The 14,908-nt window shown below is 56.6% G+C and carries 17 protein-coding genes; 15 read left to right on the top strand and 2 right to left on the bottom strand.

Translation table 11 applies throughout. The features are described from left to right. Positions 1–104 precede the first annotated feature (104 nt). Together mpl and AB1287_RS08675 are read left to right on the top strand one after the other, a co-directional pair. The gene (mpl, locus tag AB1287_RS08680; RefSeq protein WP_435617536.1) at positions 105–1,481 is read left to right on the top strand and encodes a UDP-N-acetylmuramate:L-alanyl-gamma-D-glutamyl-meso-diaminopimelate ligase; all 1,377 of its coding nucleotides are present in this window, start codon (positions 105–107) and stop codon (positions 1,479–1,481) included. Between the two features lie 85 nt (positions 1,482–1,566). Next, positions 1,567–2,091 (top strand): GNAT family N-acetyltransferase, encoded by a 525-nt coding sequence (locus AB1287_RS08675; protein ID WP_435617535.1) that lies wholly within the window; start codon positions 1,567–1,569, stop codon positions 2,089–2,091. A gap of 36 nt (positions 2,092–2,127) precedes the next feature. Here AB1287_RS08675 and yjgA read toward each other — a convergent pair whose 3' ends face one another. Further along, on the bottom strand, positions 2,128–2,682 hold the full coding sequence (yjgA, locus tag AB1287_RS08670; RefSeq protein WP_312629088.1) for a ribosome biogenesis factor YjgA: 555 nt from the start codon (positions 2,680–2,682) through the stop codon (positions 2,128–2,130). Positions 2,683–2,776: 94 nt separating this feature from the next. Between yjgA and pmbA the strand changes: the two genes are divergently transcribed. The 13 genes from pmbA (at position 2,777) to ymcF (ending at position 14,260) form a co-directional block, all read left to right on the top strand. After that, on the top strand, positions 2,777–4,129 hold the full coding sequence (pmbA, locus tag AB1287_RS08665; protein WP_435617534.1) for a metalloprotease PmbA: 1,353 nt from the start codon (positions 2,777–2,779) through the stop codon (positions 4,127–4,129). A gap of 70 nt (positions 4,130–4,199) precedes the next feature. Continuing rightward, positions 4,200–4,586 carry a cytochrome b562 gene (cybC, locus tag AB1287_RS08660; RefSeq protein WP_312629084.1) on the top strand — a complete coding sequence of 129 codons (387 nt, stop codon included), beginning with the start codon at positions 4,200–4,202 and terminating at the stop codon, positions 4,584–4,586. Between the two features lie 453 nt (positions 4,587–5,039). After that, entirely contained in the window at positions 5,040–5,369 is a 330-nt protein-coding gene (locus tag AB1287_RS08655) for a glycine dehydrogenase (RefSeq protein WP_312629083.1), read from the top strand. Between the two features lie 10 nt (positions 5,370–5,379). Continuing rightward, positions 5,380–5,742 carry an SFCGS family glycine-rich protein gene (locus tag AB1287_RS08650; RefSeq protein ID WP_312629082.1) on the top strand — a complete coding sequence of 121 codons (363 nt, stop codon included), beginning with the start codon at positions 5,380–5,382 and terminating at the stop codon, positions 5,740–5,742. A 2-nt stretch (positions 5,743–5,744) separates the two neighbouring features. Next, positions 5,745–6,044: a DUF4312 family protein gene (locus tag AB1287_RS08645; RefSeq protein WP_312629081.1), complete on the top strand. Its 300-nt coding sequence runs from the start codon at positions 5,745–5,747 to the stop codon at positions 6,042–6,044. Positions 6,045–6,063: 19 nt separating this feature from the next. Beyond that, positions 6,064–6,840, top strand: a complete 777-nt coding sequence (locus tag AB1287_RS08640; RefSeq protein ID WP_312629079.1) for a DUF4311 domain-containing protein — start codon at positions 6,064–6,066, stop codon at positions 6,838–6,840. Positions 6,841–6,851: 11 nt separating this feature from the next. Further along, positions 6,852–7,493 (top strand): DUF4310 family protein, encoded by a 642-nt coding sequence (locus AB1287_RS08635; protein WP_312629078.1) that lies wholly within the window; start codon positions 6,852–6,854, stop codon positions 7,491–7,493. Between the two features lie 18 nt (positions 7,494–7,511). Next, the gene (locus AB1287_RS08630; RefSeq protein WP_435617533.1) at positions 7,512–8,645 is read left to right on the top strand and encodes an amidohydrolase/deacetylase family metallohydrolase; all 1,134 of its coding nucleotides are present in this window, start codon (positions 7,512–7,514) and stop codon (positions 8,643–8,645) included. Continuing rightward, on the top strand, positions 8,629–9,747 hold the full coding sequence (locus tag AB1287_RS08625) for a DgaE family pyridoxal phosphate-dependent ammonia lyase (RefSeq protein WP_312629075.1): 1,119 nt from the start codon (positions 8,629–8,631) through the stop codon (positions 9,745–9,747). Before AB1287_RS08630 ends, AB1287_RS08625 begins: the two co-directional genes overlap by 17 nt. After that, the gene (locus AB1287_RS08620) at positions 9,744–10,484 is read left to right on the top strand and encodes a 2-dehydro-3-deoxy-phosphogluconate aldolase (RefSeq protein WP_435617532.1); all 741 of its coding nucleotides are present in this window, start codon (positions 9,744–9,746) and stop codon (positions 10,482–10,484) included. The genes AB1287_RS08625 and AB1287_RS08620 overlap by 4 nt, the downstream gene beginning before the upstream one ends. 188 nt (positions 10,485–10,672) lie before the next feature. Continuing rightward, entirely contained in the window at positions 10,673–11,815 is a 1,143-nt protein-coding gene (locus tag AB1287_RS08615) for a lactonase family protein (RefSeq protein WP_435617531.1), read from the top strand. A 51-nt stretch (positions 11,816–11,866) separates the two neighbouring features. Continuing rightward, complete coding sequence (locus tag AB1287_RS08610) at positions 11,867–13,777, top strand: BglG family transcription antiterminator (RefSeq protein WP_312629072.1); 1,911 nt, start codon at positions 11,867–11,869, stop codon at positions 13,775–13,777. A gap of 285 nt (positions 13,778–14,062) precedes the next feature. Further along, entirely contained in the window at positions 14,063–14,260 is a 198-nt protein-coding gene (gene ymcF / locus AB1287_RS08605; RefSeq protein ID WP_312629070.1) for a cold shock small protein YmcF, read from the top strand. Positions 14,261–14,402: 142 nt separating this feature from the next. On the opposite strand, the gene nrdG is transcribed toward ymcF, so the two are convergent. Next, the gene (gene nrdG / locus AB1287_RS08600; protein WP_312629068.1) at positions 14,403–14,867 is read right to left on the bottom strand and encodes an anaerobic ribonucleoside-triphosphate reductase-activating protein; all 465 of its coding nucleotides are present in this window, start codon (positions 14,865–14,867) and stop codon (positions 14,403–14,405) included. Between the last annotated feature and the right edge of the window lie 41 nt (positions 14,868–14,908).

Here is a 14,908-nt window from a genome sequence, read left to right as displayed (position 1 = left end):
ACAGGTGAATCGCGCCAGCTAAATACGGAATTCGCTGAAATGCATTTCCGACACTGCCCACAAGAGGGTAAAATACGCCGCTGATGAAAAAGGAACAGTGACGTATGCGCATTCATATTTTGGGTATTTGTGGCACTTTTATGGGCGGTCTGGCGATGCTGGCTCGTTCCCTTGGCCATGAAGTAACGGGGTCGGATAACAACGTGTATCCGCCAATGAGCACGCTGCTGGAAGAGCAGGGCATTGACCTGATTCAGGGCTACGATGCTGCCCAGCTTGAGCCTCAGCCCGATTTGGTGATCATCGGCAATGCCATGACCCGCGGCAACCCGTGCGTGGAAGCGGTGCTTGAGAAAAACATTCCGTTCATGTCCGGCCCGCAGTGGCTGCATGACTTCGTGCTGAAAGACCGCTGGGTCGTCGCCGTTGCGGGGACGCACGGTAAAACCACCACCGCCGGTATGGCGACGTGGATCCTCGAAGCCTGCGGCTATAAGCCAGGCTTTGTGATCGGCGGCGTACCGGGCAACTTCAACGTCTCCGCGCATCTGGGCGACAGCCCGTTCTTCGTGATCGAGGCCGACGAATACGACTGCGCCTTCTTCGACAAACGCTCGAAGTTCGTGCATTACTGCCCGCGCACGCTGATCCTCAATAACCTCGAGTTCGATCACGCAGATATCTTCGACGACCTGAAAGCGATTCAAAAACAGTTCCATCACCTGGTGCGCATCGTGCCGGGCCAGGGCCGCATCATCGCGCCAGAGAACGACATCAATCTTAAGCAGACTCTGGCGATGGGCTGCTGGAGCGAGCAGGAGCTGGTGGGCGAGCAGGGCCACTGGCAGGCGAAGAAAATCACCCAGGATGCTGCTGAGTGGGAAGTGTGGCTCGACGGTGAGCAGGTAGGCCAGGTGAAATGGGGCCTGGTTGGCGAGCACAACATGCACAACGGCCTGATGGCGATCGCCGCTGCGCGCCACGTGGGCGTCAAGCCTGCCGATGCCGCCGACGCGCTGGGAAGCTTTGTGAACGCCCGACGCCGTCTGGAGCTGCGCGGTGAGGCCAACGGCGTGACCGTGTATGACGATTTCGCCCATCACCCAACCGCGATCCTCGCAACGCTTCAGGCGCTGCGCGGCAAAGTAGGCGGCACGGCGCGCATTCTGGCCGTGCTGGAGCCGCGCTCCAACACCATGAAAATGGGTATTTGCAAAGATGATCTGGCCCCGTCGCTTGGCCGTGCGGACGAGGTCTTCCTGCTTCAGCCGCAGCACATTCCATGGCAGGTGGCGGAAGTGGCAGATGCCTGCATCCAGCCTGCGCACTGGAGCGCGGACGTGGACACGCTGGTCGAGATGATTGGCAAATCTGCGCAGCCGGGCGATCACATCCTGGTGATGAGCAACGGCGGCTTCGGCGGCATTCACCAGAAACTGCTGGATATGCTGGAGAAGAAAGCGCAGCAGGCGCAAGAGTAATTCCGCAGTCAGAGCCGTCGGCATTACTGCTGGCGGCTCATTTCCCCGCTTTACTGCCTTTCCCTCATCGATAATGGACGCTGCGATGCTAACGAGCGAAAAACTGACGCACGCCGAAGGGGAACGTTTCTCCCTGGTGGATAACCTCTATTCCCACGCTTTTCCCTGGCATGAACAGCGGGAAGATGTGGCGAAACGGCAGGCGCTGGCGCATCCGGACTATGCGCTGGAGGCCTGGTACGACGGTGACATATTTGTGGGCTTAAGCGGTACCTGGAGATTCGGTGATTATGGCTACATTGAGCATCTCGCCATTGACGACAGCCTGCGCGGTCAGGGCTACGGCAAGCGTTTACTCGCCCGGCTTCTGGCGCGCAATCCGCGTACGCTGCTGGAAATCGACCCGCTAACCACGGACATAGCCCACAAGCGGCTTCGCTTTTATCAGAGCATGGGGTTTGTCGCGAACGACTACGCGCATACGCATCCGAGCTATCACGATGGCATCGCCGATCATGAATTGATGGTATTGAGTTACCCGCAGCCGTTAGCGGAAGAAGAGTATCAACGATTCAGGAAGGATTTACGTCTGGTGGTAATGGCGGAGTAACAGCAGGCCCCGTCAGAACGGGGCTGCTACAGGCGATCAGTCGGCGTTTTCAGCCAGTTCACGTAGATACTGGAAAATCAGGCGAGAGGATTTTGGTGGCTTGTTGCCTTCCTTCTCTTTCTTCGCGTTACGGATAAGCGAACGCAGCTGCTGTCGGTCGGCGTCCGGCCACAGGTTCAGCACTTCCGCGACGACATCATCCCCTTCGACAATCAGACGATCGCGCAGCTGCTCCAGCTTGTGGAACAGGGCAACCTGCTGGTTGTGGCGGTTTTTCAGCTTATCAAGCGCCTGGCGAATCGGGTCAACGTCGCGGCTTCGTAGCATTTTGCCGATCAGCTGCAGCTGGCGGCGGCGGCCTTCTTTCTTGATCTTTTGCGCCAGCTCAATGGCGGCGCGCAGGTCTTCATCCAGTGGGATTTTGTCGAGCGCATTCTTGCCGAGCTCAACCATTTCGGCGCCGAGGTCTTTTAATTCCTCAGCGTCGCGTTTAATTTCACTTTTACTGACCCAGATGATTTCATCATCTTCATCGTCAATTTCGTCATCACCGGGCACGTCATCGAGCCAGTCTTTGGGCTGCTTGGTCATCTCAGGCTCCTAAAAAAAGAGACACATGGTAGCAGTTTCATTACGCACTGAAAAACGGTTCTCTGATAGACTTCAATAAACTCCTTTCTACATTATGGCATTAGCGATGAAAGTCATCACACAGGTAGCAGAACAGCGTAAAGCACTGGAAAAAGCCGTCTCCACCGCGCTGGAGCTGGCGGCAGGCAAATCTGATGGCGCAGAGGTCGGGGTCAGCAAAACCACCGGGATCGGCGTCAGCACGCGCTATGGCGAAGTGGAGAATGTTGAATTCAACAGCGACGGCGCCCTTGGCATCACGGTGTACCACCAGAACCGTAAAGGCAGCGCGTCCTCAACGGACTTAAGCCCGGACGCCATTGCCCGTACCGTACAGGCGGCGCTTGATATTGCCCGTTACACCTCGCCAGATCCGTATGCGGGCGTGGCGGAAAAAGAGCTGCTGGCCTTTGATGCGCCGGATCTCGATCTGTTCCACCCGGCGGAAGTCTCCCCCGATGAAGCGATTGAGCTTGCCGCACGCGCCGAGCAGGCCGCGCTGAAGGCGGACAAACGCATCACCAATACCGAAGGCGGCAGCTTCAACAGCCACTACGGCATCAAGGTGTTCGGCAACAGCCACGGCATGCTGCAAAGCTACTGCTCCACACGTCACTCGCTCTCCAGCTGCGTTATTGCCGAAGAGAACGGCGACATGGAGCGCGACTATGCGTACACCATTGGCCGAGCGTTGGGCGATCTGCTTGACCCGGAAGCCGTTGGTGCAGATTGTGCGCAGCGCACGCTGTCCCGTCTCTCGCCACGCAAGCTCTCCACCATGAAAGCGCCGGTGATTTTTGCCAATGAAGTGGCGACCGGGCTGTTTGGGCATCTGGTCGGTGCGATTGCGGGCGGGGCGGTTTACCGCAAATCCACCTTCCTGCTGGACTCCCTCGGTAAGCAAATTCTGCCAGAGTGGCTGACCATTGAAGAACATCCGCATCTGCTGAAAGGCCTGGCGTCCACGCCGTTTGACAGCGAAGGTGTGCGCACCGAACGTCGTGACATCATCAAAGACGGTATTCTGACCCAATGGCTGCTGACCAACTACTCCGCGCGCAAGCTCGGCCTGAAAAGCACCGGCCACGCGGGCGGCATTCACAACTGGCGTATTCAGGGCCAGGGCCTCAGCTTTGAAAAATTGCTTAAAGAGATGGGCACCGGCCTTGTGGTCACCGAGCTGATGGGGCAGGGTGTGAGTGGCGTGACGGGCGACTACTCCCGCGGCGCGTCCGGTTTCTGGGTGGAAAATGGCGAAATCCAGTATCCGGTGAGTGAAATCACCATTGCCGGAAACCTGAAAGAAATGTGGCGTAATATCGTGACCGTGGCCGACGACATCGAAACGCGCAGCAACATTCAGTGCGGTTCCGTACTGCTGCCGGAAATGAAAATCGCCGGGCAATAACAGTGTTCTCATGGTGACGCAACCTGCTGCGCCACCTCTGTTCAATAATAAAAAATGAAGGAAGTGAGCAATGCGTAAAACAGTTCTGGCTATGCTGGCAGCCTCTACCCTGATGCTGGGTATCGCCCCTGCCTTTGCCGATCTCGGCGATGATATGGACACCCTGTCTGAAAACCTGAAAGTGGTGCAGAAAACGGATGATGCCGCGGAAATGAAAGCGGCGCTGACAAAAATGCGTACGGCGGCCCAGGATGCGCAGAAACAGACCCCACCGAAGCTGGAAGATAAAGCGCCGGACAGCGCGGAGATGAAAGATTTCCGCCACGGCTTCGATATTCTGATCGGCCAGATTGATGGCGCGATGAAGCTCGCGAACGAAGGCAAAATCAAGGAAGCGCAGGGTGTGGCTCTCGATCTGGCCGGAACCCGCAATACTTACCATAAGAAATACCGTTAAGAAGGGCGCCTGAGCACAACGCGGCCAGCGGAAGGCTGACGAAGAAATTCGGAGGTCCTTCGCCCGCGAATTCTCGTTGTCCGACGTAACAGATAAAGCCCCATTCCTGATGCAGAGTCAGGCTGGGGCTTTCTGATTTTTGTCTCCTGCTTCAGACAAAAAACCTCAGGCACCCGCCGTTATTCTCCCGTATCGTCATCGTAAAAGCTTATCGACGTCACAGTTTTACGTGAAGGCTCGCAAAATATTGCTGCTTCCTTCCGCGGCTAATTCAGTTTTTTCTCGTGACCTTCATCACGCTTATCCAGCATTTCATCCCCGATCGGCCAAATTCTGTGGGACAGATCACTCCTGCCGCTCGCCTTTCCACTTCGAAGTGGAAAACAACTCGCTACAAACCCGACAGCTGCCACGGTAGTTTTTGACTCAGACGCAATAAACGGGGTCAGAAGAGTGAACAACGGAGCAGTTATTACCGACGTCGGGAGTCAGACCGAAGAGCTTGCAACTCGCATGCTGGGCCAGGTGTACAGCCTGCTCAAGGGTCACGACATCATCCCGAATGCCGTCCAGGAACAAATGCTGACGTCTCACGTCCGTGCGATGGCACACCGGTCAATTACCGGCGAGCCGCTGCCCGAAGTGGAAGCCAGCCTGTTTGAAGAAATTTCAGCTGATTCAATGAACCTTGCCCGCGAAGTAGTGGCGCAGTTTGGCAATCTTCCGGATGAAGAAGCCTGGCTGCTGTCGGTGCACTTCGAAGTGGCGAAAGAAAACCTTTAAGGAGCAAAACATGGAACAAATTACCGTCGTGATTGGTGACCGTCTGGGCAAAGGTCAGAAAGTGGCAGCGGGCGTGGAAAAAGCCGGTGGCCGTGCGGTTGTTGTACCGGGCGTGGCAGCAGATATGAAGCTTGGTGACGTGATGAAGGCGGAAAACGCGACCTTCGGCATCTCCTTCTGCGGCAGCGGCGGCGCGGGTGCGATTACCGCTCAGACCAAGCACGGTTACAAAGCGAAGTACGGCATGCGCTCCGTGGATGAAGGCGTTACCGCGATCAACGAAGGCGCGAACGTGCTGGGCTTCGGCTTTATGGACAAAGAAGAGCTGGGCGAGCGTTTAGTGCAGGCCTGGCAGAAGAAATACGGCGCATAAGCATGAAAGAACAGTTCACCACCACGGTGAGGGTGAAGGGCAAAGGCGAGGCCAAAGCACGGGCCTTTGCCGATGCGCTGAGCCAGGTACAAGGTACGGTGATGAAATCCTCACCGCACATTTTACTGCGCATTGAACCACAGGATGTGGCGGTTGTTCATGCGCAGGAAACGGTCCGGAAAGAAGCATTTTTGTTTTTCTTTCTGCGCCGGGAGCGACGCATGTTCAGCGTGGAGCTGGACGTCACCGTCAACGTGACGGCGTTAAACCTCGACAAAGTGGATTTCGTCACGACAACATAACCATGAAAAGGACAGACTCATGTTCCTGATAATTCTTATTAAATCGCTCATCATCGGCGGCCTGGTTGGCGTCGGCGTGGGCGCCGGAGCTGCACGCATGTTTCATGCGCCCACCACTCAAGGGATGGGTGCTTTTCGTACGTTGGGCGAGCTGAACTCCTGTGAAGGGGATCCGGCTTCTCACTTCTCCTTTGGTCTGGGCTTCTTCTTCAACGCCTGGGCATCTTCCGTGGCGGCGGGTGCCTTCACTCAGGACGTTGACCACCGCATCATCCCGCACTGGGGCGCTTCAGCACTGATGCTGAAAAACCGCAACGTGGCGGAAACTCTTCACGATCCGAAGAAAATGGCGATTGCCTGCGGCCTGATCGGCATGATCGTTGTGGCGTTCCTCAACTCCACGGCGTCGGCAGTACCGGAAGCGTTACAGGTCACGGCGGTTAAAGTGCTGGTGCCTGCGGCTAACCTGCTGGTGAACATCATCATGCCAGTGATTTTCTGGCTGGCGGCGATTGATGCCGGTAAGAAATCCGGCTTCTGGGCGACCATCTTCGGCGGCGCAGCGCAGCTGATTATGGGCAACGCCGTACCGGGTCTGGTGCTGGGCATTCTGATCGGTAAGGGCGTAGAAGATGCGGGCTGGAACCGCGTAACCAAAATCATGATGGCGGCCATTATCGCCCTGTTCGTGCTGAGCGCCTTCTTCCGTGGCTTCGACATGAAGATGATCGAATCCTTCCACATGACGGTGCCGAACTGGCTGGATCTGCTGCATAACGCGTTAAGCGGCAAATAAGGGGATAACGCATGGAACAGAATAAAGGTTTTTGGTACGCGGACTGGTCATTCCCGATCTTTGTCGGCCTGCTCTCTTCCGGCGTTTTCGCCGGGACACACATGTACTACCTGTATGGTATCGGCGCGTTTAACGAAGTGGCCTTCGTGGCGATGCTGAAATCCGGGATCGACACCGGCGTCTACGGCGCGGTGGCGGCCTTCGGCGCGAGCTTTCTGTTTGCCCGCATTATTGAAGGTTCACTGGTCGGTATTCTTGATATCGGCGGGGCGATTCAGACCGGCGTGGGCCTCGGCGTTCCGGCGCTGCTGCTCGGCGCAGGCATCGTCTTCCCGGTGGCGAACTTTGCCGCTTCTCTGGCAACCGGCCTGATTATCGGCCTCGCGATTGGCTACGTCATTATTCTGGCGCGTAAGTTTACCGTTAACCAGAGCAACTCGACCTACGGGGCGGACGTCATGATGGGCGCAGGTAACGCTTCCGGTCGCTTCCTCGGGCCGTTGATTATCCTGAGCGCAATGACCGCTTCCATTCCTATCGGGATTGGCTCGCTGATTGGCGCATTACTGTTTTACATCTGGCAGAAGCCGATCACCGGCGGCGCCATCCTCGGCGCGATGATTCTCGGTTCCATCTTCCCGGTGGCGATTTAAGTCTGCAAGGAGAAAGCGATGTTTGATTTACTGCTTAAGGGCGCACGCCTGGTTGACGATACGGTAACGGATATCGCCATTAAAGACGGCAAAATTGTAGCCCTGGGCGACATTAACGGCGAGGCGACGAAAGTCGTCTCTCTGGGCGGCGAGCACTATGTCAGCGCAGGCTGGATTGATTTACACGTTCACTGCTACCCGAAATCGCCGATTTACAACGACGAGCCGGACAGCGTGGGCGTCGCCACCGGCGTGACGACGGTGATTGATGCGGGCAGCACCGGCGCGGATGACGTTGACACGTTCTACGACATCACCCGTAAGTGCGGAACGGATGTCTACGCCCTGCTCAATATCTCCCGCGTCGGGCTGATTGCGCAGAACGAGCTGGCGAACATGGCGAACATTGATGCAGAGGCTGCGGCTTCTGCCATCAAACGCCACCCGGATTTTATCGTTGGCCTGAAGGCACGCATGAGCAGCAGCGTGGTGGGCGAAAACGGCATCACGCCGCTGGAAAAGGCGAAGGAAATTCAGAAAGCCAACGGCGATCTGCCGCTGATGGTGCATATCGGCAACAACCCGCCGAACCTCGATGAAATTACTGAACTGCTGACCTCCGGCGACATCATCACCCACTGCTACAACGGCAAACCGAACCGCATTCTGACGCCATCTGGCGAACTGCGCGCCTCCGTTTCCGGCGCGCTGAAGCGCGGCATTAAGCTCGACGTGGGCCACGGTACGGCAAGCTTCAGCTTCGACGTAGCGAAGCAGGCGATTGCGATGGGCATTCTGCCGCATACCATTAGCTCGGATATCTACTGCCGTAACCGCATCAACGGCCCGGTGCATTCACTGGCGCGCGTGATGGCGAAGTTCCTTGCTATCGGCATGTCGCTGCCGCAGGTCATCAACTGCGTGACCGCTAATGCCGCCGAGGCGATTCGCCTCAAGCGCAAAGGCCAGCTGGCCGTTGGCTTCGATGCCGATCTGACCATTTTCACCCTGAAACGCCAGCCGGTAACGCTGGTGGATGCAGAAAACAACGCCCTGCAGGCGGACCTGGATCTGGTGCCGCTCGCCGCAATTCGTGCAGGCAAGGGCTATATGACCGAACAAGGGAGCGCAGAACATGCCTTCGATTTATGAGAAATACCAGCTTAAACAAGTGATTAACGCCTCTGGCCGCATGACAGCACTCGGCGTGTCAACGCCACGCCCGGAAGTGGTGGACGCGGTCATGACCGGCATGAATCACTACTTCGAGATGAAAGACCTGGTCAACAAAACCGGTGAATACATCGCGAAGCTGCTGGAAGTGGAAGGCGCGACGGTAGTGTCGTGCGCTTCTGCGGGTATCGCTCAGTCCGTCGCGGGCGTACTGGTCAAAGACAGCGACTGGCTGCTGGAAAACCTGCACAGCACCCCGATTGAGAATAACGAAATCGTCCTGCCACGCGGCCACAACGTTAACTTCGGCGCGCCGGTCAGCACCATGATCGCGCTCGGTGGCGGCAAAATGGTGGAAGCGGGCTACGCCAACGAATGCTCTGCCGATCAGCTGGCGGCGGCAATCACGCCTCGTACCGCGGCGATTCTTTACATCAAATCTCACCACTGCGTGCAGAAAAGCATGCTGAGCGTAGAACAGGCGGTGGTGGTGGCGCGTAAGCACAATCTGCCGCTGATTGTGGATGCGGCTGCCGAAGAAGATTTGCAGTGCTACTACCGTTATGGCGCGGACCTGGTCATCTATAGCGGCGCGAAAGCCATCGAAGGGCCAACCAGCGGCCTGGTCATCGGCAAAACCCAGTATGTTGAATGGGTGAAACGTCAGACCGCGGGCATTGGCCGCGCGATGAAGGTCGGTAAAGAGGGCATTCTCGGCCTGACCTGCGCTATCGAACACTACCTGACCGCCGAGAAAGAGAGCGGTGCAGAGATGGTGGAAAAAATGACGCCATTCATCAACGCCATGAACGCCCTGAACGGCGTGTCTTCCCGTGTGGTGTGGGATGCGGCGGGCCGTGATATCGCGCGCACTGAGATTAAATTCGACGAAGCCGTCACCAAAGTCGCGACCGGCGACCTCGTGGCCGAGCTGAAAAAAGGTGAATACGCCATCTACTTCCGCGGCTACAAGGCTAACGAAGGCATTATCGAAGCTGACGTTCGCAGCGTGAACGCGCAGCAGCTGGAGATCGTGGCACGCCGCATTGCGGAAGTGCTGAACAAGGAGAACAACGCATGAAACTGACCCCTAATTTTTACCGTGACCGCGTCTGCCTGAACGTGCTGGCAGGTTCCAAAAGCAACGCCAGCGACGTGTACGAAGCGGCGGAAGGTCATGTGCTGGTGGGCGTGCTCTCCAAAAACTATCCGGACGTACCGAGCGCGGTTGCCGACATGCGCGAATACGCGAAGCTTATCGATAATGCGCTGTCCGTCGGCCTTGGTGCGGGCGATCCGAACCAGTCTGACATGGTGAGCCTGATCGCCCGTGAAGTTCAGCCGCAGCACGTAAATCAGGTATTTACCGGCGTAGCAACCAGTCGCGCGCTGCTCGGGCAGAAAGAGACCGTGGTGAACGGCCTGGTGTCACCAACTGGTACGCCGGGAATGGTCAAAATCTCCACCGGCCCGCTGAGCAGCCAGGAAAAGGACGGCATCGTGCCGGTTGATACCGCCATCGCTCTGCTGAAAGACATGGGATGCAGCTCAATCAAATACTTCCCGATGGGTGGCCTGAAGTGCCGCGACGAGTATCAGGTTGTTGCCGAAGCCTGTGCACGCCATGATTTCTGGCTGGAGCCAACCGGCGGCATCGATCTGGAAAACTACAGCGAAATCCTGAAGATCGCCCTCGATGCGGGCGTGAAGAAAGTGATCCCGCACATCTACAGCTCGATCATCGACAAAGAAAGCGGCAACACGCGCCCGGAAGACGTGCGCACGCTGCTGGAGATGACCAAAAAGCTGGTGGGATGATTTTTCCCCCCTCTCCCTAACCCTCTCCCTCAGGGAGAGGGAACTGGATTGTGCTCGTATTTTTTCTCTTCCCCTGCAAAGGGAAAGAACTGGACTGCTGCTCATTCTCTTCTCCCTCTCCCTGTGGGAGAGGGCCGGGGAGAGGGCATCAGACCTCACCTCTGCTCAATCACCGTCAAGGAGTCATCATGCTGTCTGCACGTCACCTGCTTGTCGCTTCATTCTCTCTGCTGGCTACCGCCGCTCACGCCCAGTACGCCTGGGTGGGGACTTATAATCCGAACGGCGAAGGGCTTTACCGCTTTACGATCGATCCGAAGACCGGCGATTTGCACGATAAAACGCTGGTCAGTTCACTGCCTAACGCCGCGCAGCTGACGGTATCGCACGACGGCAAAACGCTGTATGTCGCAAGCGAAGCCGAAAAAGGTGTGGTGCAGGCGCTGAAAATAGGCGCAGACGGCTCGCTCACCGAGCTCAATCAGGTCTCCTCCGGCGGTGCGGGCCCGGTTTATCTGTCGCTGACGCCGAACGGTCGTCATCTTCTGGTAGCAAACTACGTCAGCGGCACGATTGCGGTATTGCCGGTGAAGGAAGACGGTAGCCTGAGTGAAGCCTCGGACACGCATCAGGATGAAGGCCCGGCGGGCGCGGGCAAACCGGAAGCGGCAGCGGAAGGCAGCTTTGCCATCAGCGATCATAACGGGCCGCATGCGCATATGATTTCTGCCGATCCTCAGGGAAAATACGTCTTCTCCACCGATCTGGGGCTCGATCGTATCTATCAGTATCAGCTGGATGACGCGACCGGCAAGCTGACGCCAAACACGCCGCCGTTTATTAATGCCTCTTCAAAAGGCGCAGGGCCGCGTCATTTTGTCTTCACGCCGAAGGGGGACGGGCTATGGTTAATTAATGAGGAAGCTTCAACGCTGACGCATTACCATCTCGACAAAGACAAAGGTCTGTTGACAGAAGGCAAAACGGTTTCTGCGCTGCCGAAAGAGTACAAAGGCACCAGTTTTGCCGCCGGACTGGCGCTCAGCCAGGATGGAAAGCAGCTCTATGTCGCCAATCGTTTGCATAACAGCGTCGCACACTTTACGGTATCTGCCGACGGCGAGCTCGTTCATCAGGATGATGTCTGGACCCGCGGCGACTACCCGCGCACCGTTACGCTCGACCCTGAGGGGCTGTGGCTGTATGTGATGAACCAGCGCAGTGACAATATTACTCGCTTTAAAGTCGCACCGCACAGCGGCAAGCTGACCTTTGAGCCGGGCTATACCGCCGTGGGCAGCCCGTCGCAAATGGTGATATCACCAAAATAATAAGAAACACCGCGGGCGCTTAGCGCCCGTTCTGAACATGAGGACACCGGAGTGCGATTCCCGAATCAACGCTTAGCGCAGCTTTTTGACATGCTGCAAAACGAAACGCTGCCGCAGGACGAACTCGCCCGGCGGCTTTCTGTTTCCACGCGAACCGTTCGGGCAGATATCACCGCACTCAATGCGCTGCTGGTTCAGCACGGCGCGCAGTTCGTGCTGAGTCGGGGCAACGGCTATCAGCTGCGCGTTGACGACCCGGCACTGTTCCAGTCCTTGCAGGATTCCCGCCCGCGCGCATTGCGCATTCCACGCACCGGCACTGAGCGCGTTCACTATCTGATGGTGCGATTTCTGACGTCGGCCTTTTCGCTCAAGCTTGAAGATCTGGCGGATGAATGGTTTGTCAGTCGCGCCACGCTTCAGGGGGATATGGCTGAGGTGCGCGAGTGGCTGGCGCGCTATCAGCTGACGCTGGAAACCCGTCCGCGCCACGGCGTGAAGCTTTTCGGCAGCGAGATGGCCATTCGCGCCTGCCTCACCGACCTGCTCTGGCAGCTGGCCCAGCAGGACAGCGCCAACCCGCTGTTGACTCAGGAAGCGCTGAACGCTGGCGTGCCGGAGCAACTGACGGCGGTCCTGCAGGAGGTCTTCAGCCGTTGGCACATTCGTTTGACGGACGAAGGCGAGCTGTTCGTGCGTCTTTACTGCGCGGTGGCGGTGCGCCGCGTCAGTGAAGGGTATCCGCTGCCGGAATTTACCGCCGATGATGTGGAAGAGAACGTGCGCCATGCCGCACGCGATCTTGCGGCAGCGATTCAAAAGCTGGCGGGCAAAACCCTGGCGGCTTCGGAAGAAAACTGGCTTCGGGTGCACATTGCGGCGCGTCAGGTTCAGGACATCGCGCCGAGCCAGATCAACGCCGACGATGACGAAGCGCTGGTGAACTACATTCTCCAGTACATCAACAGCCACTATAACTACAACCTGCTCAGCGATGAGCAGCTGCACGCAGACCTGCTGACGCATATCAAAACCATGATCACCCGTGTGCGCTACCAGATAATGATCCCCAACCCGCTGCTCGATAACATCAAACAGCACTACCCGATGGCCTGGGACATGACTCTCGCTGCGGTGTCGGGCTGGAGCAAATACACGCCCTGGACCATCAGCGAAAACGAAATTGGTTTTCTGGTGCTGCACATTGGCGTGGGGCTGGAGCGTCATTACAACATCGGCTACCAGCGTCAGCCGCGCGTGCTGCTGGTGTGCGACGCCGGAAACGCGATGGTGCGCATGATTGAGGCGGTGCTACAGCGCAAATATCCGCAGCTCGAAATGACCGAAACCATCACCCAGCGCGACTACGAACAGCGCGAAAGCATCAGCGAAGATTTTGTTGTTTCAACGGTGCGTATCACGGATAAAGACAAGCCGGTGGTAGTGATGTCGCCGTTCCCGACGGAGTATCAGCTGGAACAAATCGGCAAGCTGGTGCTGGTGGACCGCACCCGTCCGTGGATGCTGGAGAAGTTTTTCGACGCCCGCCATTTCCGCATTATCAACGAGCCTATCGATCAGCAGACGCTGTTCGCCGGGCTGTGTAAGCAACTGAGCGATGAAGGGTTTGTTGACAACGAATTTGTCGCATCGGTAGTGGAGCGTGAGGCCATTGTCAGCACCATGCTCGGCGACGGCATTGCACTGCCGCACGCCCTGGGGCTGCTGGCGAAGAAGACCGTGGTCTACACCGTGCTTGCGCCACAGGGAATCGCCTGGGGCGATGAAACTGCGCATGTGATTTTCCTGCTGGCGATCAGCAAAAGCGAATACGAAGAGGCGATGGCGATCTACGATATTTTCGTCACCTTCCTGCGGGAGCGGGCGATGGCGAGGCTGTGCAGCTGCAAGAACTTCAGAGAATTTAAAACGGTGGCGATGGAGTGCGTGAGCCGCTTTTAATGGCTATTTATGCTGAGCAGTAAGTGTAAGAAATGCTTACTGCTTATCGTCAATGACAACGCGTAATCCTGTTATTTACAATTCTTTTTATAACGGGGCTTGCCGGAAAACAATATTCATGAGTTAATGATGGTCTGGTTTGAACGTGAAAATTTACTGAAGTTACCCTAAAAGCAATTCCCATCATCTGCAGTATCCTCCGATATCTCCTGGTGTTTTTTCTTTTGTACCTCGTCAAATTTTGTTTCAGGCCACTTACCCAAAAAAATTATAAAGGTTATTGATATGAAAAATACGACTCAATCTATCCATTTTCGCTGCCCATGCTGCCATGGCTCGCAGTACCGCACCTCCGCTTTTGATGTGACGAAAAGCAATCCGCATGGTGCGAAATGCATTTTCTGTAAATCGGCCATGGTGCCGTTTGATAATGTCTTTACGTTTATTCAATCGGGCTACGCCCCGATGCAGTATCGTAAATAAAAAACCGCATCAGGCATAATATATTCAGGTGAATCGCTCGCGCCGTAATCTGAAAATACCAGAGTGTCCTGATTGCTGTTTATAAATAAAAAAACGCCACTGGGCGTTTTTTTATTTCTGTAGCGATAACATTGCAGAACCCTCAGCGCAGGTGATGGACGACCTGGTTACTGCTGCCGCGCCAGATCAGCGCCGGATCTTTCAGGTCCTGCACGAACTTCCCGTCGACCAGCACGTTAATCAGATCCACCACGGCCATCTGGTCAGCATTCAGCTCCGCAAGCTTATAGCCCGTCCATATCCAGATATCCTTCCCCGGGCATTCGGCATGAACGCGTTTTATCAGTTTCAGAATGTGCGGCACGTTCTGCGGATGCAGCGGATCGCCGCCGGAGAGTGAAATCCCCTGACGCTTCACGCGGGTGTCGTTGAGATCGGCGATGATGCGATCTTCCATCTCCACGGTAAAAGGCATGCCGGAGTTAAGCCGCCAGGTGCTTTTGTTGTAGCAGCCGGGGCATTCGTGGACGCAGCCGGAGACGAACAGCGTGCAGCGAGTGCCGGGGCCGTTGACGATGTCGACAGGGTAGTACTGATGAAAGTTCATAGCTGAAAACCATGCCGGGTGGTGCTGCGCTAACCCGGCCT

This window comes from Scandinavium sp. UTDF21-P1B (assembly GCF_040750395.1).
Classification (GTDB): Bacteria; Pseudomonadota; Gammaproteobacteria; order Enterobacterales; family Enterobacteriaceae; genus Scandinavium.
This window is presented reverse-complemented; position numbering and strand designations above follow the sequence as displayed.